This window comes from Halomonas campaniensis, from assembly GCF_002211105.1.
GTDB lineage: Bacteria > Pseudomonadota > Gammaproteobacteria > Pseudomonadales > Halomonadaceae > Vreelandella > Vreelandella campaniensis_A.
Genome location: NZ_JPUA01000034.1, coordinates 565,472 through 584,600, shown reverse-complemented (window position 1 = coordinate 584,600; position 19,129 = coordinate 565,472). Strand labels below are relative to the sequence as shown.

Sequence of the window (19,129 nt, the reverse complement as noted above, 5' to 3'; positions counted from 1 at the left end):
GGTTATCCGTATTCTGATGTGTTCACACGTGCTTTAGCGCCGCTCAAGCACGTGTTTCACTAGCTGTTTCTAACACCAGGAGAACGCCATGGCTGGTTTACTGCCCAATGTCGACCCCGAGGGTCTGCTTGAATACTCAGTGGTTTATACCGACCGCTCACTGAACCATATGTCACAGCAGTTTCAAGGTGTGATGCGGGACATTTCGGCCACGCTTAAGGAGGTGTATAGCGCCCACGCTGCGGTCATCGTGCCGGGGAGTGGTACCTTTGGTATGGAAGCGGTGGCGCGCCAGTTTGCCGTTGACCAGAACCCCCTGGTTATTCGCAATGGCTGGTTCAGCTACCGTTGGACGCAAATTATTGAGATGGGGCGTTTAACCCAACAGCACACGGTGCTTAAAGCACGGCGCCTGAATGCCGATGATCCGCATTCACCTTTTCATCCAGTGCCCATTGATGAGGCCGTGGCGCAAATTCGTAGCGAGAAACCTGCCGTCGTGTTTGCCCCGCAAGTGGAGACCTCCGCTGGCTTGCTGCTCCCGGACGACTATATTCAGGCGCTTGCCGAAGCAACTCATGAGGTAGGTGGTCTGTTCGTGCTGGACGCCATTGCGGCGGGCACCCTGTGGGTGGATATGCAGGCGCTAGGCATTGATGTGGTGGTCAGCGCACCGCAGAAAGGCTGGAGCGGCTCGCCCTGCTGCGCCATGGTGATGCTCTCAGAGCGTGCCACCCAGCGTTTGAGCGAGACCCAGAGCAACAGCTTTGCCTGCGACTTAGGCAAGTGGCACAGCATTATGCAGGCCTATGAAAATGGCGGGCACGCTTACCACGCCACCATGCCTACCGATGCACTGCGGCAGTTACGGGACATTATGCAGGAGACCCGGGCTTATGGCTTTGCCAAGGTAAAAGAGGAGCAGCAGGCGATTGGCAGGGAAGTCCGCGCGATGCTTAAGCGCCACGGTTTTGTCAGCGTTGCCGCGGAAGGATTTGAAGCCCCTGGCGTGGTGGTGTGCTACAGCGACGATAGCGGCTTGGTGGGCAAACTTGCCCAGGCGGGCGTGCAAGTGGCGGGCGGCGTACCGCTAATGTGCGATGAGGGCGATAACTTCCAAACCTTCCGGATAGGTCTATTTGGTCTAGATAAGCTGCACCACACAGAGCGCAGCGTAAACAGCTTGGAGCAAGCGATTAAAGCAGTGGTTTAAGCGCGTGTTTAATAGAGTGCTTAAGAGAAGCAACGAAGGAAAAGCCCGCTATTTTAATAGCGGGCTTTAGGTCACATATAGCCCACGCCCCGCGGCATCATACCCAGGTGGTTTTCAACCTTCGTGACCCCTGGCACGTTTTCCGCAGCAACGGTCACCGCCTGCTTCTGCTCATGGGATTCAACCAGCCCCCAAACCTCTACCGCACCGCCATCCACAATCACGCTAATGCCTTCGACCTGTACACCGGTATTATTCTCAACCTCTTTGAGAATGGCCTCACGAATCTGCCGGTCATCCGTGGGCGACTGGGTTGGCGCCACGGCAGCATTGGCGATACCTTGTAGCAGGTTAGCGCGGCTGACAATGCCCACTAACTTGCCATCACGTAGCACAGGCACCCGCTTGATATGGTGTTTTTCCAACATACGCGCAATGGTGTGCAGCGGTGTGTTTTCCGCGACGGATAGCGGGTTGGCCGTCATGACTTCATGGGCTTTTCGACCGTGGGACTTCACATAGTCCGCCGCATCCTTACCACCGGTAAACAGCGATAACCACCAGGCGTCGCGGTGGTCACCCTCATCTTTTACCCGACGCATTAAATCGCCTTCACTGACAATGCCAACCAACTGGCGATCCTTATCCACCACAGGAACGGCACTGATACGGTGCTTGAGTAGCAGTTGGGCAATGTCGCGCACTTCCGTATCCGGGCCCACGCTGACCACTTTGGGCGTCATAATATCGATAGCTTGCATGGCTCTCCTCCTTGCGTCAGCCCTTAAGAGGTATTTTAAAGACTGAGTCGCAGATGCAGGTTGTCCTGCTTGTTCTTTGAGCCTAGTTCGCTGCGGGCAATTTGCCTATGCTGGCGAGCCATAACCAAGAACGCATTGAGGCAGCGTTGATCTGGCACAGTTTATGGGGATGGGGACGTATTGACTCCTCACTTTTTATTTCTTCTCCTGCACGCCACTGCTCTCTTCGACTTTCTCCACATCGACAATGCCCGAACGGCTCACGACGACCTTCCAACGAGCAAGATAGGGCGTATCTTCGCTGCCTGTTTCCCGAATCACCAGATTGAACAGATGGCGGCGCTCGACGCCCTCACGCACTGCCTGGCCATCTTTCAGGCGGTAGATATGATGTTTGCCCTTACTCATGAGCCGGGTGAGCATGGAGATATCCAGATTGAGGGTTTCGCGGGTGTGCTCGTAGCCGCTTAAAAAGCGCGTGGGGGACATACGTGAACTTGAACGGTAGTGAAGCACCACTTCTTCACGTTGAGCGACCGTGCGGCGGCGCATCTTTTGGATATCAGCGGCCAATGAAGCAAAGCGCTTATAATCAAACCACTCCAATTGACGCCCCACCGCGGCATTGCGCGTAGGGTCTAAATACTGGCGGCGCCACTTGGGGCGGCCTTTACGCAACCAGCGCCACAGGGTATTGCGCAAATCATCCTTAAACACCTCCCGCATGGCGTAGAGCAGTGCCATGGCTAGCACAAACAGCGCGGTGATATCACCCAGGGCGCTACGCAACTGCAGCACGCCTAACGATACAAAGGCCATCACCACGGCGGTGGCAAGCGCTTTAACCGCTTTTTGCTCACCGCTGCCCAACTCCAAGGCCTCTTGTTTCAGCGTAATCGGGTGCTCAATCAACCGCCGCAGCAGGCGCATTTTATTCGACATTCGTGTCGGGTCGGCCATCACCCGCTCAGCGTTGTACTGCTGTTCGCGGCGGTACTCATCCTCACGATGGCAGACACTGATAAAACGGCGACGAATATCGGTAAACTCGCCCCCTCGAGGCATATGGGCGACCAACGCCAGCAACTGCTGCTCGGTAAACCAGGAGAGGTAGTTATCAATATTGGCAAAGTACTTATAGAGACTTTCGTCATCGGGCTGATGCCGTCTCAATCGCTTGAGAATACCGTCGCTCAGGTCGATCATCTCATGCAGTTGGTCACGCAGAGCAACGGCACTCTCTTGTACCTCACTGTTCTCTTCGCGCTCCTCTTGGCGAGCATGGCGCAGCTTATTGGCACTCACCAGCATTGAGCGGGTAGTGCGCTCCATCGCTTCCACGTATTGGTAGGCGTAGAGGCTCAAACTCAACCGGTACGAGTCGCTGCCAAGTCGATTACGGCTGGCCAGTCGACTATGCACCAGCGGCAGGAGATACTCGTCACTGTAGTAGGTACGCGAGACATTGATGGCAGCATGATAAAAGGCTTCTTCTGAGATAAGCTGGGTGCTTAATCCCAAATCGCCAGGCACAAAAAGATAGACGTCGAGGTTATGCGATGTCTCTTCCTTGAGCCGCCGGGTAAGACGCAGCTGAAAGCTGTTTTTACGCTCAACGTTGATCAACTCATCAATCTCCTACTCCTTTGCCTAACGTGATGATATACCATGGCTAAAAATGATCATGTTGCCGCATAAAGCCACCGTACTTTATTTACCTCTTCGTCTGTGGAGCTAGGAAATGCCCATTGCCCGTTTTTCACCCTTTGAGCTGCTGCTATTAAAGAGCCGTAGCCAAGTGGATACGGCAACCCTGCTGCTGTTGGCCTGGGTGCTGGTGCACCGCCAACACGTCTCGGAAGGCCAGCGCCGCCGCCGCTTGGCTCAGGTGACCGCGCAGTTTCGCCATGGGCATGAGCTGGGGCCGGTGATGAGTATTGCCCATAGCCAGGATCTGCAGGCAATCCAGTTAGCCGCCGAGGTGGTTCGCAAAGAGTGCGGCTCTGAACGTAGCCTAAGCATTATTCATCAAGCCATTACCGTCGCCACCGATGACGGCGAGCTGTCGCTGGCCAACCACTATATTTTGCGCTTTTTGGCTGATTTGCTAAATGTTGCACCAATGACCTTAAATACGCTGTTTAAGGAACTCACAGGCACCCCGCTTGCCACCCCCGAAGACCCTAGCCGCGACGCCTACTGGCAAACCCACGACCCAGATTACCATGCCCGAAAAGCACGTGAGGCTGAGGCGGCTGAACGGCAACACCAGCAGGCTCACGCCCGGGCCGAACAACAGCAACGAAAAAAAGAGCAGCGCCACCAACAGAAGCAACAAAAACAGCAGGAGAAGCAGCAACGTCAGGAGCAGGCGCGCCAAGCGCGAGAACAGGAACAGCAGCGCCAGCGGGAACAGACACGCCAACAGGAGCAGGAACGACAAAGGCAGCAACAGCAGCGCGAACAAGCCGAACGCGAGCAGCGACGCTCCCGCCAACAAGATTCTCGTCAGCAGCACCACCAAGAGCACCGCCATCGGCAGCAGCGCGCTTCACCGCCACCGCCCGACCGCACCACGCGGGCGCTTTCGGTGTTGGGGCTTACCCCTGGCGCCACCCGGGTAGAGGTACGCCACGCCTATCGACGGATGGCGCAGCTTCACCACCCGGACCGCTTCTATTCGGAAAGCGAACACCAGGTTGCCTTGGCGTCAGCACGGTTTCAGCGTATTAAAAATGCCTATGATTATTTAATGCAAACTTACTAAGACCATGTGACGCTATACGTTTCGCACTATGCGCCGGTTCACAAGAAACGAGTTCTAAGAGAAACAACAGCCCCCTATGCGCGATTTGTATCAGCGCCTCGCCGTTTCCCCCGAGGCCAACGACCAGGAAATCAGCCAAGCTGTGGCTAGCTGCCAGCACAGCGCGCTACGCCAGGATGCTGAGGCGGTGTTCGCGGTTGCCGAACGCCGCGAAACCTACGATACGCTGCACGACACCGTCAGTGATATTGGCAGGCTACGCGCACGCCTTGGGCTCAGCCACGGTGCCCACTGGCAGGGCGATGTCGCTAACGACTTTTCACTGCCCCCCGACCACGCTATTGCCCGTCACGACGAACTGGTTGACCGCGTTAGCCACGCGGTCTCGCTGTACAACCGCTGGCGCCGATTACGTGGGCCATGGCTACTCATCGCCGTGTTCGCCGCCGGGGCTGGCATAGGTATCGCCCTGGGGCTCGCCCTGTGCATGGGCCGTTTGCCGATGTGAGGCTGCCCGATTAGCCGTCTTATCGTGCTTGCGCGCCTGCTCGTCCTGGCGTATCTCGGCTTTTGTCGGACGCGGCGCGGGCTTCGGCGGCGCCGGTTGCTTATGATGCCCATCGTTTGATTCGCTCTCCTGCCCAGCTTCATCACCGTTCTGTCCGCTCTCCGGCGAGTCTTTTTCCAAAGAGAACGAAGTCCCCGCGGTGGCCTCCATACGGTCTTCGGCGCGCGCTTCCATACTCACGCTGAGACGCGGTATGCCCAGGTCAATCTGTTGATCTTCCATACGCTGCTTCAGCAGCAGGTTAAACGCCCGTGAAACATCCCACTGCATCTCCGGCGCGGTGCGAAAGCGCATACGTAAAATGGGGCAGCCATCTTCAAAACCCTGAACGCCCTGCATCTCCAGAGGCGACCAGATGTAGTGACGCATCATCGGGTCACGGCGCAGTTCCTGGGCAGTCTCCTGCATCAGCGTAATCGCATCGTCGATTTTCATATCAAAGGGAATGCGGATACGCATCAGCGCAATGCCGAACTGGCGTGACATGTTATGAATCGACTCAATGCGGCTGAAGGTGATGATATGCACTATCCCATCCAAATCGCGCAGCCGCACGGTGCGCAGCGTCAGCCCCTCGACCGTACCCATATGGTTATTGATCTGCACGAAGTCATCGACCGCCAGCGAATCCTCAATCAAGATAAAAATACCGGTGATCAAATCCTGTACTAACGTCTGGGCACCAAAACCAATCGCTAGACCGATAACACCGGCACCGGCTAGCAGCGGCGTGACATTGACACCCAAATTCGCCAGCCCAGCGATGAAGGCAATAATCAAAATGGTGACGAAGATGACATTGCGAATCATCGGCGTAATGGTTTGCGCCCGCGCCTGATTGACCCGCCGCCCACGAGAGCGTGCCGAAGATGTCAGGGCTCGCTGAATGGCGGTATCGGCAAAGATCCACACTAGCCATGCCAGGAGCACGGTGGCGCCAAGGCTCACCAGTGCTTGACCAATCCGTGCACTGGCGACCGCCTGCTGGCCCAAACCAAAGAAAGAACTGCCCCAAACTTGCATGGAGAGCTCAGCAAACACCATCCAAGAACAGATATGTGCCAGCACAAAACCAAAACGCTCCAAACGCTTACGGTACTGGCTCTGGCGGTGGCGGTGACGACGTTTGCCCATCCGCTCAGCCTGGCGGCGTAATAACCCAGTGACCACCAACGTAAGCACCAACAGGCTGGCAGAAATAATCGAGCGCGCCAGGGCGGTACCCACATCCCCCACGGTGATAAAGATCGCCAGCAGCGAACCACTCACCAGTAACAGCGCCGGGATGTGCCAGAGCCCCCCCAAGGAGCGAATCATTTCGACCGCGGTGCTGGCATCACGCCGCTGCTTGAAGGGGCGGTTGCAAATCAAATGGCGCACAGGCCGTTTGAATTTGATAATAAACCGCGCCGCGAACAGCGCCGCCAGCATATTGGAAAGTACCGACACCAGGCTCGACAGCTCACTGCCCAGCATTTCCACCAAACGAGAGGAGTTAACCGCATCGCCCAACGCAATCAAGGCACCAATCACAAACAGCCCGCGCAGCGCACGTTGTTGAAGCAGTTGAACCGCGGTAAACCGGTGGCCACGGCTAAAGAACGCGATGACCGTTTCAAACACCACCGAGAGGGCCCGGCCACACACGCAAATATAGGCCACCACCAGCACCAGCGTTCGCCCAGGACTATCGGGCAACACTTGTCCAATGCCCAGCGTGATGGCAAACGACAACGCCCAGGGCAGCATACGCCGTAAGAAGTGCACTGCCATCAACCAGCCCTTAGGATCCCTGGGGAGATCCAGTGGCCACTCCCGGCGGGTAGCCACCATACGCCCAAAGGCAATCATGACGACCAGCAGTACCCCCCATATAAAGGCCAGCACGGCCCCCTCGGCCACCGCGCGAATGGCCTCGCCCTGGTCGGCATCATCGTTAAGCGCGCGCAAATCTTCAGCACCTTGCGCCAGTTGGCGCGCCCACTCATCTATGGGGGAACCACTCGCCTCAGCTTGGTCACCCAAGTCACTCAAGGTATCGGCAAGAGCACCCAGCAGCCCTTGGCGCACCACGCCCTCATCCTCACTGGCAGCGTCAGCGGTGACCTGGAGCTCGCGTAGCGATTTAAGCAACTCGCTGCGCTGCTGCTCGTTTTCGAGCAGAGTGATGACGTCATTTAGCGAACGCTGAAACTCTTCGCCGCTAACCTCGGTCGTTTGCTCTTCGGAACCGCTGCCAAGTCCGGGCAGCGACACCGTTTGCGCCTGAGCCTGGGTGATTGCCATGCTCGTCACTGTCAGACTTGCTAGCACAAACAAGACAACGCCTATTAGCGAGTTGATTAACCAGTGCTGTCGCACGCCTTACTCCTGAAAATTAGCTTAAATGGCGCTCTGCTTATCGTCTGCCGCCGCTACGCCAGCAATACGCACAGTCTTAACGCGTGACTATGATAGGCTGGAAACCTAAACGTTCACCTCAAGGATGTCGAGATGACGCTACAAGCTCCGCCTAATCGCTTAAATAGCCACGGGAAAACCCGGCAAGTTGGCATCGAAATTGAATTCGCTGGCCTGCCGCCCCGAGACACGGCGATGATCGTACGCGAGCTATTTGGCGGGGAGCTTAACGTGGTAAGCCCCCATCGGCTACTCGTTGAAGATACCCGCTGGGGTGAGTTTGGTATCGAACTCGACACCCAGTACGCGCATCCCGATAAGTCACTGGTCGACGTTCCGCTCGCTGAAGATAGCGAGTGGGCACGTCATCAGCACCAGCGACGAGTCGAATTTCATCAAAAAACCCGCGAACTGATCGGTGATATGGTCACCGGTCTGGTACCTACCGAAATCGTTTGCCCACCGATACCCTGGAATGAGCTGGAAGAGTTAGACGCGCTGTTTGAAGCCCTGCGTGAACACGGCGCTAAGGGCACCGATGCCAGCCTGCTGTATGGGTTTGGTTTACACCTAAACCCTGAAGTGGAGCGCTTTGACGTTGACTACTTACTCGCTATGCTGCGCGCTTACTTGCTGCTGGCTGGCTGGCTGCGCGACGAAATTAAAGTCGACATTACCCGAGAGATGCTGCCCCACGCCAATCCATTCCACAAAGCTTATGCACTAAAAGTACTGGATAGCCGCTATTCGCCTGATCTCGATACACTGATTGACGACTACTTGCACCACAATCCAACCCGCAATCGCGAGCTGGATATGCTGCCGCTATTTGCCTATCTACGCCCCGACCACTCTCATGAATTACTGCATACGCAGCTTACCAAGCCGCGCCCCACCTTTCACTACCGCTTACCCAACGCTCAGCTTTCCCAGCCGGGGTGGGGCTCAGTGACCGAGTGGAATCGCTGGGTGGAAGTTGAGAAACTTGCCGCTAATTCCGAGGTGTTGCTTGCTCGCTGCGCTGAGTATATTGCCGACCATAACCGACCGATGCTGATCCGCGTAAAAGAGAAGCTGGTTCGTTGGCTTCGTCGTAAGCGCTAGCGTTTTTGCAGCCCCTCGTTTCACATCCTTCATTTCCTGTCACAGTGAGTAACTATCCGCATGACTCGGCCGCTTATCGGAATTACCACCTCTGACCAAAAAAGCCACCTCGCCTGGTGGTTTGATTGGTTTGCCGTCTGGCGGCATGGCGGCAAACCGCTACGGCTGTCCCCTTCGCGCCCGAAGCCTGAAAGCCTGGACGGCTTGATCATTGGCGGCGGTGACGATATCCAGGCCCACCTCTACGGTGGCGAAGTGCAGTTGGATGTTCGCTTAGACCCGGCACGGGACGAGCTGGAACTAGCCCTACTTGAACGCTTTATTCCGCTGCATACACCGGTGCTGGGTATTTGCCGAGGGGCACAATTAATCAACGTGCATCTTGGCGGCACCCTGGATCCGGATATCTACACCACCCATGAGGGGCTAAAAAGACGCCGCACCGTACTACCGCGCAAAACCGTTGATATCGTGGGAGCGAGTAAGCTGCACCGTCTGTTAGGGGTCACTTGGTGCCGGGTTAACAGCCTGCATCATCAAGCCGTTTATCAGGCGGGCAAAGGGATTGAAATCGTTGCACGGGACAGAGATGGTTTGGTGCAAGGAATTGAGTCGCGGGAGCACGACTTCTTGATTGGCGTGCAGTGGCACCCTGAGTGGCTGATATTTAACCGCCCCCAGCAGCGCCTGATTCGTGCGCTGGTGAGGGCGTCACAGCGGCATGCAAAACGGTAGACGAGCTAGTTCAGCACCGCCAAGGCAGTCTCGTAGTCAGGCTCGTTCTTTAACTCGCTCACCAGCTCGCTGTGCAGCACCCGGTTGTCGGCATCCAGCACCACGACGGCACGAGCGCAAAGGCCTTCCATGGGGTTGTTACACAGCGCCACGCCCCAGGCTTCGCGAAACTCGGGATGGCGGAAAGTCGATAGCGTTTCGACGTTATCCAGCCCTTCTGCGCCACAAAAGCGTTTAGCTGCGAAGGGTAAGTCCGCAGAGACGACCAATACCACGGTGTCATCAAGATTAGACGCCAGCTCATTAAAGTGACGCGTGGACATAGCACAGGTGGGCGTATCCACACTGGGAATGATATTGAGCACCTTGCGCTTGCCTGCATAGGTATCGAGGGTAACGTCTTGCAGCTCGGTATTGGTCAGCGTCATTTCAGGTGCCGCCTGCCCTTTTGCGGGCAGCGTGCCCGCCACATCCAGCGGTTCGCCTGCGCGGGTAATCTGTTGCATTATTGTCTCCTTATGACGTTAATAATTAATGCGTTCTTACCAACTCGTTCTTACCAACTGAGAAGCCATGATAGGCTATCTTCACGCCTTTGCGCTGTTCCTGAAAGGCCTTTGTTCAATGTTTGCGTTTCATCCTACCGAGGGAGTGATATGGCCTGCGTATTAATCGTTAAAACCGGCGACGCTTTTCCGGAAGTTGTCGACCAGCACGGTGATTTTGAAACGCTATTTGAAAAGCAGCTTAGCACGGCTTTACCGGCACATTTAGATTTACAGGTGTGGGATGCAACCCGCCAACCCAGCGCTCCTGAGCTTAATACACTCGCGGGTATGGTGATTACGGGCTCGCACAGCATGGTCAGCGAGGCTGAGCCCTGGAGCGAGGCACTTAAGCCGTGGCTGCAAGAGGCATTGGCAAACGACATTCCTATGCTAGGCGTTTGCTATGGCCACCAGTTAATGGCCGCCGCTTTTGGAGGTGTGAGCGACTACCACCCGGCGGGCCGGGAATCGGGCACGCGCACCGTGCGACTTACTCAAGCGGGCCAGCAAGACCCGCTGTTTAGCCAGCTACCGGAAAGTTTTGCCGCCCACCTGACCCACGCTCAGTCGGTGATGCAGGCGCCTCACGGCTGCACGGTGCTGGCCCATAACAGCCACGACGCCCACCAGGCGCTGCGCTACGGCCCGCGCCAGTGGAGCGTGCAGTTTCACCCCGAGTTTACGGCGCCAGTGATGCGCGCCTACCTTGAGCGCCAACGCGCCGCCCTACGCGACCAAGGCGAAGAGCCCGACGCTCTGTTGGCGAACATTGTCGACTGTCATGATGCTACCAGCCTGCTGCGTCGCTTTTTGGCGTTCGTATAGTTTCTAGCAACAAACCTTAACAAAAGCCGTCTACTTACGCTGATCACGCCGCGAGGCCAGCCGATCCGCCAGCCGTGTTGGCTCAGGTAGCTTGGTGCGCCCTAAGCAGCGCATCACCCACGCCATCGAGGTTTCAAGCGTGATGCGGTGGCCAGGCGATACATACACGGGTTTCACCTTGGCGCGGGAGCGTAAAACGGCGCCAATGGTTTCCTGCCCCGCGTCAAGCGGTACCCAGTCGCCGCGCTGCTCGCCCACCTCAGCGTGTTGACCATAGAGACGTGACTTGGCAATCCCAATGGTGGGCAAATCCAGCCATAGCCCCAAGTGAGCGGCCACCCCTAACCGTCGTGGGTGGGCAACCCCTTGGCCATCGACCATCACCAGTTCCGGCATCACGCTGAGTTTTTCAAACGCCCCTAGCGCGGCGGGGATTTCGCGAAACGAAAGCAAACCGGGGATGTAGGCCATACGGGTGGGCTCGCGGTGCACCACCTGCTCTACCACGCTTAAATCGGGTGCAGTGGCAGGATCCCACTTCAATACCACCACCGCTGCCCGGGTGATTTCGCCACCCTCTTCAAAACCAATATCCACCCCGGCGATATGCGTTACCGGCGCTAGACGATCAGTCATTTCCAAGCGCTTGGCCAACTGCGACTGCAGCGCCATCGCTTCCTTGGGGGCCAGATTCCATTCGTGTAATGGTGCGGGCATGGTTTCCTCCATGAAACGGTTAATGATGAATAAGGTAGCAAAAAAACGCCCCCGCACCAGTAAAGGGGCGGGGGCGTTTGAGAATTACTCAGTTGCCACTTGGCGGCAGCTGATTAATCCTTACACTGATAAAGACTTAGGCGCGTTCGCGACGACGAACCGGCGCATCGCCTTCATCACGACGGCGGCGCGGAGCGCGCTCAGCCGGTGCGCTGTCTTCGCTGATTTCCAGCGGACGGCCGGCCACACGGGCACGGGCCATCTTGGTCAGAATCGTCGCAGGCAAACCGCTCGGCAGTTCGACCACAGAGAAAGCGTTGCGAATATCGATACGGCCGATACGTGCGCCTTCAATACCACCTTCATTAGCCAGAGCGCCGACTAGTTGACCCGGCTTAACGCCATCTTTATGACCAACCGATACACGGTAACGCGTCATGCCTTCGGTCGGGCCGCTAGTGCGTTCACGACGAGCACCCGGCTTACCGGCTGGCGCGCCATCACGCGAAGGCTTCTCTTTGCGCGGCGCCTGTAGGCGACCGATCGGCGCTTCGTCAGCACGGGCCATAGCGGCAAACGCACAAGTCAGCTCGATCGGGTCATGACCCTCTTCGATCAGACGCTCAATCAGCGCACGCTGCTCTTCGGCGCCTTTGGTCAAGGAAGCAAGAACACGCTGATGGAAGACCTCATCACGATGGGCGCGAATGGCAGCTTCGTCAGGCAGCGGCATTTCGGTCATTTTCTGACCGGTTGCCTGCTCCATCCAGCCCACTTTACGGCCTTCACGGAAGCCCGCAAAGGTGATCGCGATACCGCTACGTCCCGCACGACCAGTACGACCGATACGGTGCGTGTAGGCTTCCGCGTCTTGGGGTAGGTCATAGTTGATAACGTGGGTGATGCGCGACACGTCAAGACCACGGGCTGCCACGTCGGTGGCGATCAGCACGTCGACTTTGCCACGCTTCAAACGGGTAATGGTGCGCTCACGCAGGCTCTGATCGAGATCACCCGATAGGCCAGCGGCGTTAACGCCACGCGCAGTCAACTGCTCAACAAGCGTGGTACAAGCTGCACGGGTACGCACAAAGACGATGGCCCCATCGACCGGCTCGACCTCAAGAATACGCGAAAGCGCTTCCAACTTAGCGCCGCCATCAACGCGCACGATGCGCTGTTCGATGTTTTCGCCGGTCGTAGTGCCCGACTCAATCGCGACTTTCACCGGGTTAACCAAGTAGCGGTTAACGATGCGCTCGATTTCAGTCGGCAGTGTTGCCGAGAAGAACACACGCTGAGCATCTTTCGGGGTATCGGCAACCACGCGTTTTACGTCGTCGATAAAGCCCATGCGCAACATTTCATCAGCTTCGTCCAGCACCAGGGCAGAGAGGCCGTCAAGCTTCAGGCTACCGCGATCCAGGTGATCAATGATACGGCCTGGGGTGCCTACTACTACTTGCGCACCACGCTTAAGGGCGCCCAACTGCTCACGGTACTCTTGACCACCGCATAGGGTCGCCACTTCGAGACCTTTCAGGTTTTGGCCATACTTGCTAAACGAAGCAGCTACTTGCTGAGCCAATTCGCGGGTTGGCGCCATTACCAGCACCTGCGGCTCACGGCGAGTCAGTTCTAAACGTGACAGTAACGGTAATGCAAACGCTGCGGTTTTGCCGGTACCCGTCTGGGCCTGGCCCAGCATATCGCGGCCTTCAAGCAGCGCGGGGATGGTTTGTGCCTGAATCGGCGAGGGAACTAAATAGCCCTGTGATTCAACAGCAGACAGAACGGCAGGCAAAAGAGCCAGATCGCCGAAGCTCGGCGAGGCGACAGAAGTCGAGGTCATTAATCACACCTTGGTAGGCCGGTAAGTACCGGCAAAAAACATCGTAAGCGTCTCTGACTCTGTCATCGCACAACGCCATAAAGTGTGGTCATTGTCGATAACAGGCACCGCCGTAGCGGTCAAAGCCATCAATGGAGTCGGAGACGCCGGTCGCACCTAGCATCCGGTTGGCAAACACCGCGTTAGCGGGCCAACCGCTGTGGCGACCTTCTGCGCCGATTTCACCCGTGTGGCAAAATACTGGAGGCGCGCCATCTACACAGCAATGAACATCTAGCAATTGGCGAGATGTTCCCGCAAGCGACACTACAAATAACTATTAACATCTACTCATTAACAATTATGCAGTTTAACGCTTACCGTCGTGATGGAGGGGTCAACACATGCGAGGAGGGCGCATCCTAACATCGCATTTCGCTTCTGACCAGCACTTTTAACTTACACCACATTGAAACAAGGGCTTGCACTCATGCACATATGGTCTAACCTGAGAAATGCCTAATCAAGTTCACTATTCTCAAGGAGCGATGCAATGAACTGGGATCAAATCGAAGGCAAATGGAAAGAGATGAAGGGTAAAGCACGTTCTAGCTGGGGCGAGCTTACCGACGATGAATTGGATCAGATCGGCGGTAAGAAAGATCAGCTGGTAGGCAAGCTTCAGCAGAAGTACGGCCTTGAGCGCGAAGAAGCAGAGCGCCAAGCCGACGACTGGGCTGACAAGCAGTAGCGTTTTGACTGCTCCTTCTATAACACTCTATTCCTGTTTTGAGTCTGTCGGTTGGCTAGCATAGCCGATAAGCGACTTAACATTTTTCGTAGCCACATGGAGAGATGCTATGCGTAAGACAATTCTGTCAACAGTGATCGGTACTGTCCTAATCGGGGGCTTTGCCATGAGCGCTCATGCCCAAAACGAGCCACAGGGCATGTACTCTGCCGATGACATCCTCGATGCAGAAGTCTATTTCGCCGGCGGTTCTGGTGAAGAGATAGGTGATGTTGATGACATTCTGTTTGATGAAGAGATGCGGATTACCGCGATTGTGATCGAAAGTGGATCTGTATTGGGTTTAGGCGGTCGTGAAATTGTCGTGGATACTGATTACTTCACCCTCGAGACCGAAACGGAAGCCGATGGTGATACAGAACACCGCATCATGGTCGAAGCCAGCCAGGAAGAAGTAGAAGGTTTCCCCGCTTATAACAACGAGTGGTGGGAACAGACCAAAGCGAACGCTCGCGACGCTTGGCAAACCACACAAGAAGGTGCTGAAAGCGCTTGGCAGCGTACCCGTGAAGCATTAGATATCGATGATAATGGTTAACGATGATTTGCAGCGTTTAGGAATATCCTAGCGCTAGCCAAAAATCATAACGCTATTAAAAAGGGCCACCCAATTGGGCGGCCCTTTTTTGATGGGCTTATTTGATGGGCATCGCTTGGCGATACCCGACCTATTTATACTTCTCTACTAGCCTGTTTACGCCGTACACCCTTGCCCGGCAAACGCTCGCGGTCATGGGGCCGCTGAAAATCGAGCAGTGGACCTGCTGGCACAATCCGCGTCGGGTTAATTGTGTCGTGACTATAATAGTAGTGGCGTTTGATGTGATCCATATTGACGGTCTCAGCCACCCCGGGCCACTGATAGATTTCCCTCACGTAATTGGCAAGGTTGGGATAATCCTCAATGCGCTTAAAATTGCATTTGAAATGACCATAGTAAACCGCATCAAAACGGATCAGCGTCGTAAACAGACGGATATCTGCTTCGGTTAACCACTCTCCTGCTAGGTAACGATGTTCGGCCAAACGCGCTTCCATACGCTCTAGCGCGTCAAACAGTGCCTTCACATGCTTTTCATAAACCGCCTGCTCAGTGGCAAAACCTGATTTATAAACGCCGTTATTGATGTGGTCGTAAACATCGGCGTTTACGTCATCAATGACCTTGCGCAGATCTTCTGGGTAAAAATCCAGGTCGTTGCCGGTCAATTCATCGAACGCACGGTTAAAAATACGTAGCAAGTCTGCCGACTCATTATTCACGATGGCGCTGCGCTGTTTGTCCCATAGCACGGGCACGGTGACACGGCCGGTATAGTGTGGATCCGTCATGGTGTAGAGCTGGTGATGGTAGTCGACACCGTTAATGGGGTCGCCACTGGCACCTTCGTCCTGGTGATACGTCCAGCCTTGGTCGAGCATCAGGGGGCTAACATGGGAAGTGCCAATCAACGGCTCCAGCCCTTTCAGCTTACGCATAATCAGTGTGCGATGCGCCCACGGACAGGCTAGCGAGACATATAAATGATAACGCTCTTTTTCCGCTGGGTAGCATTCACCGTCAGTCTTCGGCTGATCACCCACCCAGTCACGAAGCTGGGCGGATTCGCGTACAAACTCGCCGCCGTGTTTTTTGGTGTCATACCACTGGTCTTGCCATTCGCCGTTTACAAGTAGTCCCATGGGGCGTCTCCTGAAAAGTTGTTTGGGGTTTTAGTTATTACGTCACTGTTTTCAGCATACGCCCGCTTCAAGGAGGCTCAAGCGGATGTTTTACGGTCTTTCGTTCGAGTCAGTCGAATCATGCAGCGCGCACTCGCTCACCACGGCTTGTTTCAGAGCGGCGGCCATCGCATGGGCCGCAGGCCCGGCCCGATCCCGGTCGCGGAAAATCAGTTGAATCGGCACTTCACGAATCCCCCCCGCGGGCAGTGGCAGCGGCTTTAACTGGCCGCTTTGTAACTCTTCAGCAATGCGTGTTTCAGGCATCCAGGCAAAGCCCAGACCACGCCTTAGCATATCCAGCGAGGTGTTTAGGTGGCTGACGGTCCAGCGCTGTTCAGCTTTTAACCAGCCAGCGTTAGTTGATTGGCGCAGTGCTGAATCACGCACTACCAACTGCCGATGCTGGGCCAGATCGCGCAGATCCAACGAGCGACCCAACTGGTGCAGCGCATGCTGGGGATGCGCCACCGCCACAAAACGCACGGTTACTAACGGCTCGCCCAAGAAGCCCTGGGCCTCAATCCCGGAGACCACGAGGTCTGCGCGGCCGTCGTAGAGCATTTCAATGCCACCATTGAGCACACTCTCGTGTAATTGAACACGCACCTGAGGGTACGTTTCAGAAAAGCGCTCCAACGCTTTAGCTTGAGCGGCAGCAGGAAATACCTGATCGATTGCTACGACCACTTCTGCCTCTAAACCCGCGGCTAGCCGGGTGGCGACATCCTCAAGTGAAGCCGCGCTCTCAATCAATTGGCGCGCACGCCTAAGCAGCAACTCCCCCGCTTCGGTTAACCGTACCTGGCGGCCGATAGGTTCGAGCACTTGCACGCCTAGTTGCTCTTCTAGTTTATGCACCGCATGGTTCAGTGTGGAGGGGCTTTTATGTACCGCCTCTGCCGCACGCGCAAACCCACCATGGTCAACCACGGCGGCCAACATTTGCCATTGTGAAAGTGTTACCCGGGACATTTCGATTTCCTCAACGCAATACAGCGAAACAATGCGCTTAATGTTCGAAAAAACTTGTGTTCGAAAACATGGCTAGGATGCCAGGAAACAGCCAACACTTCCGCCCATGCTTGTAAAATGCTTAAGATTAGCGGCTAGCGGCAGGAAAATACTCGACACAGGTTATATTTGAGTTTTTAAAAACATAGTTTTCGTCTATAGTGCACTCAGAATATTTAGTTAGCACGCTCTACTGGTTACATTTGTTAGCAAACGGTGTTTATAAATAGTAATCTCTATCTATTGTTACCATTTTTGTATTTAATTACGCTTTATGTATAGATATACAGTCTATGCACCTCTGCCTTCATGGGGTATGGTTTCCGGGTTTATTCACTTTATAGTTACTTTTAATCACGAACTCGGCGGTCCATTTACTCATGTTGCGAATCCTCCATTCGCTGCCTCGCACGCATAAATTATTACTGTTACCCGTGGCCACAATGGTCACCGTGCTGGGCACACAAAAATTATTAACGACATACCAAGATTTAAATCAACCGCACACCCCGCTTGAAAGCGTGCTGGTTCCGCTTCCAAGTGACTCTACACCGGGCGTACCTTCCCTGCGTCAAGAACGCACCCCGGTGGCAGAAGCGATCGACCGCGCCTCTCGTGCCCTCGACGCCACCCGCGAAAACATCCCCCTCAGCGAACTAACAGCAACCGAAATCGTTGATCTTGACATGATTGCCAGCGCAGAAGCCGACATGGCAGACCAACCTGCTTTGGACAGCGATGTCGCGGTACTGAACACCGCCGTACTGGAAAGCGCCGGTCTTGATGATGGCGCGCTGCATATGGCCATTGTGCTGGGCACACTTGCCAGTGGCATGCTCGATGTAGATGACTCCTCCGTTGAAATAGCCGATGCCACCTCTTACGAGGATTACGGGGTGGAGCTATTTGACGATATATCGTTCCTGGATTTAGAGCTGGCGGCGGAAGAGCCGTTTGTGCCTCAATGGGAAACACATATTGTTGAATCTGGCGAAACTTTCGCCGTCCTGGCGCAAAATGAACTAGGCCTGGGCTACAGCGAAGTGATGGCACTGCTTGAAGACCTACCCGACCAGCGCATGTTAACCAATTGGCGCGCCGGGCACAGCTTTGATTATCAGTTGGATGAAGATGGGCGTTTATTGTCACTGCGGATGATGAAAAACACCCGCGACGGCATACTGCTGGAAAAGGATGCCGATCACTACGCCATCACCACTATCGAACGCCAGGGTGAACCCGTTCAGCGCCTCTATGCGGGTAGCGTTAGCGGTAGTTTTGCACGCTCCGCCCAGGCGACAGGTTTGAACAGCAGCTCGGTAACAGAGCTGACCAAGCTGCTCGAAAAGAAACTCGATTTTCGGCGAGACAGCCGCCGCGGTGATCGCTTCCAGGTACTGGTCGAGTCAGACATGATCGACGGTGAAACGTTAGACTCCCGCGTATTGGCGGTTCATTACAACGGCGAACGCATGGACTTAACCGTTGTGCGTAATGCCAGCGACGATAACTTCTATACACCTGAGGGTGGCAGCCTGGATCCGGCCTTTGCGCGCCATCCGTTTGAAGGCAATTACCGCTTGAGCTCCGGTTTCAATCCACGCCGCAAGCATCCGGTGACTGGCCGCATTAGTCCCCATAACGGCACCGATTTTGCTATGCCGATTGGCACGCCGGTAACGGCTCCTGCTAACGGTGTCGTTGAGCGGGTGAGTAACCATCACGCCGCAGGACGCTATATTGTCGTCCGTCACGACAATGGCTACCGAACGCGTTACCTGCACCTCTCCCGGCCGCTGGTGACGCAAGGTGAGCGTGTAACAATGGGCGAGCGTATCGCTCTGTCAGGCAATACAGGCCGCAGCACCGGCCCTCACCTGCACTACGAAGTCATCGTCAACAACTCGCCGGTCAATGCAATGACGGTTCCCCTGCCTGAAAACACCAGCTTGAGTGGCGACACGCTTATTGCGTTCCAGAGCCAGGCAGCCCCCATATTGGCGGCACTGGAAAGCGGCGAAACAGGCACGGTTAGCGTGGCTAATTATCAGAGCGAAAGTGACGACTAACAACCCGGCAGATGACATGAGATGCTTACATGCAAAACACCGCC

18 protein-coding genes are annotated in these 19,129 nt (G+C 55.6%); 9 read left to right on the top strand and 9 right to left on the bottom strand.

Annotated elements, in window-relative coordinates; genetic code table 11:
• Window positions 1–88 precede the first annotated feature (88 nt).
• Window positions 89–1,213: an aminotransferase class V-fold PLP-dependent enzyme gene (locus JI62_RS15045; protein WP_088700918.1), complete on the top strand. Its 1,125-nt coding sequence runs from the start codon at window positions 89–91 to the stop codon at window positions 1,211–1,213.
• 71 nt (window positions 1,214–1,284) lie between these two features.
• Here the strand turns inward: JI62_RS15045 and JI62_RS15040 are convergent, their stop codons facing one another.
• Both JI62_RS15040 and JI62_RS15035 read right to left on the bottom strand, forming a co-directional pair.
• On the bottom strand, window positions 1,285–1,974 hold the full coding sequence (locus JI62_RS15040) for a CBS domain-containing protein (RefSeq protein ID WP_088700917.1): 690 nt from the start codon (window positions 1,972–1,974) through the stop codon (window positions 1,285–1,287).
• Window positions 1,975–2,169: 195 nt separating this feature from the next.
• Window positions 2,170–3,600 carry a hypothetical protein gene (locus JI62_RS15035; protein WP_088700916.1) on the bottom strand — a complete coding sequence of 477 codons (1,431 nt, stop codon included), beginning with the start codon at window positions 3,598–3,600 and terminating at the stop codon, window positions 2,170–2,172.
• Window positions 3,601–3,715: 115 nt separating this feature from the next.
• Here JI62_RS15035 and JI62_RS15030 point away from each other — a divergent pair, with 115 nt between their 5' ends.
• On the top strand, window positions 3,716–4,741 hold the full coding sequence (locus tag JI62_RS15030) for a DnaJ domain-containing protein (RefSeq protein WP_088700915.1): 1,026 nt from the start codon (window positions 3,716–3,718) through the stop codon (window positions 4,739–4,741).
• A 76-nt stretch (window positions 4,742–4,817) separates the two neighbouring features.
• Window positions 4,818–5,249 carry a hypothetical protein gene (locus tag JI62_RS15025; RefSeq protein ID WP_088700914.1) on the top strand — a complete coding sequence of 144 codons (432 nt, stop codon included), beginning with the start codon at window positions 4,818–4,820 and terminating at the stop codon, window positions 5,247–5,249.
• On the opposite strand, the gene JI62_RS15020 is transcribed toward JI62_RS15025, so the two are convergent.
• Window positions 5,166–7,670: a mechanosensitive ion channel family protein gene (locus JI62_RS15020; RefSeq protein ID WP_088700913.1), complete on the bottom strand. Its 2,505-nt coding sequence runs from the start codon at window positions 7,668–7,670 to the stop codon at window positions 5,166–5,168. The genes JI62_RS15025 and JI62_RS15020 overlap by 84 nt on opposite strands.
• A 132-nt stretch (window positions 7,671–7,802) precedes the next feature.
• Here JI62_RS15020 and JI62_RS15015 point away from each other — a divergent pair, with 132 nt between their 5' ends.
• Both JI62_RS15015 and JI62_RS15010 read left to right on the top strand, forming a co-directional pair.
• Window positions 7,803–8,813 carry an amidoligase family protein gene (locus tag JI62_RS15015; RefSeq protein ID WP_088700912.1) on the top strand — a complete coding sequence of 337 codons (1,011 nt, stop codon included), beginning with the start codon at window positions 7,803–7,805 and terminating at the stop codon, window positions 8,811–8,813.
• Between the two features lie 60 nt (window positions 8,814–8,873).
• The gene (locus JI62_RS15010) at window positions 8,874–9,548 is read left to right on the top strand and encodes a gamma-glutamyl-gamma-aminobutyrate hydrolase family protein (RefSeq protein WP_088700911.1); all 675 of its coding nucleotides are present in this window, start codon (window positions 8,874–8,876) and stop codon (window positions 9,546–9,548) included.
• 5 nt (window positions 9,549–9,553) lie between these two features.
• Here the strand turns inward: JI62_RS15010 and tpx are convergent, their stop codons facing one another.
• Window positions 9,554–10,054 (bottom strand): thiol peroxidase, encoded by a 501-nt coding sequence (gene tpx / locus JI62_RS15005; RefSeq protein ID WP_088700910.1) that lies wholly within the window; start codon window positions 10,052–10,054, stop codon window positions 9,554–9,556.
• A gap of 150 nt (window positions 10,055–10,204) precedes the next feature.
• Here tpx and JI62_RS15000 point away from each other — a divergent pair, with 150 nt between their 5' ends.
• Entirely contained in the window at window positions 10,205–10,921 is a 717-nt protein-coding gene (locus JI62_RS15000; RefSeq protein WP_088700909.1) for a glutamine amidotransferase, read from the top strand.
• Window positions 10,922–10,951: 30 nt separating this feature from the next.
• On the opposite strand, the gene nfi is transcribed toward JI62_RS15000, so the two are convergent.
• The 3 genes from nfi to JI62_RS14985 form a co-directional block, all read right to left on the bottom strand.
• Window positions 10,952–11,638 carry a deoxyribonuclease V gene (gene nfi, locus JI62_RS14995; protein ID WP_088700908.1) on the bottom strand — a complete coding sequence of 229 codons (687 nt, stop codon included), beginning with the start codon at window positions 11,636–11,638 and terminating at the stop codon, window positions 10,952–10,954.
• A 136-nt stretch (window positions 11,639–11,774) separates the two neighbouring features.
• Window positions 11,775–13,490 (bottom strand): DEAD/DEAH box helicase, encoded by a 1,716-nt coding sequence (locus JI62_RS14990; protein ID WP_088700907.1) that lies wholly within the window; start codon window positions 13,488–13,490, stop codon window positions 11,775–11,777.
• 88 nt (window positions 13,491–13,578) lie between these two features.
• Window positions 13,579–13,770 (bottom strand): hypothetical protein, encoded by a 192-nt coding sequence (locus JI62_RS14985; protein WP_088701348.1) that lies wholly within the window; start codon window positions 13,768–13,770, stop codon window positions 13,579–13,581.
• A 252-nt stretch (window positions 13,771–14,022) separates the two neighbouring features.
• Here JI62_RS14985 and JI62_RS14980 point away from each other — a divergent pair, with 252 nt between their 5' ends.
• Window positions 14,023–14,220: a CsbD family protein gene (locus tag JI62_RS14980; RefSeq protein WP_027959898.1), complete on the top strand. Its 198-nt coding sequence runs from the start codon at window positions 14,023–14,025 to the stop codon at window positions 14,218–14,220.
• Window positions 14,221–14,329: 109 nt separating this feature from the next.
• A complete protein-coding gene (locus tag JI62_RS14975) occupies window positions 14,330–14,818 on the top strand; it encodes a PRC-barrel domain-containing protein (RefSeq protein ID WP_170938567.1) in 489 nt (162 codons plus the stop codon).
• A gap of 134 nt (window positions 14,819–14,952) precedes the next feature.
• Here JI62_RS14975 and JI62_RS14970 read toward each other — a convergent pair whose 3' ends face one another.
• Together JI62_RS14970 and JI62_RS14965 are read right to left on the bottom strand one after the other, a co-directional pair.
• Window positions 14,953–15,963 (bottom strand): glutathione S-transferase family protein, encoded by a 1,011-nt coding sequence (locus JI62_RS14970; protein WP_088700906.1) that lies wholly within the window; start codon window positions 15,961–15,963, stop codon window positions 14,953–14,955.
• A 90-nt stretch (window positions 15,964–16,053) separates the two neighbouring features.
• Window positions 16,054–16,977, bottom strand: a complete 924-nt coding sequence (locus JI62_RS14965; RefSeq protein ID WP_088700905.1) for a LysR family transcriptional regulator — start codon at window positions 16,975–16,977, stop codon at window positions 16,054–16,056.
• 419 nt (window positions 16,978–17,396) lie between these two features.
• Between JI62_RS14965 and JI62_RS14960 the strand changes: the two genes are divergently transcribed.
• The gene (locus tag JI62_RS14960; RefSeq protein WP_088700904.1) at window positions 17,397–19,085 is read left to right on the top strand and encodes a peptidoglycan DD-metalloendopeptidase family protein; all 1,689 of its coding nucleotides are present in this window, start codon (window positions 17,397–17,399) and stop codon (window positions 19,083–19,085) included.
• Window positions 19,086–19,129: the final 44 nt, after the last annotated feature.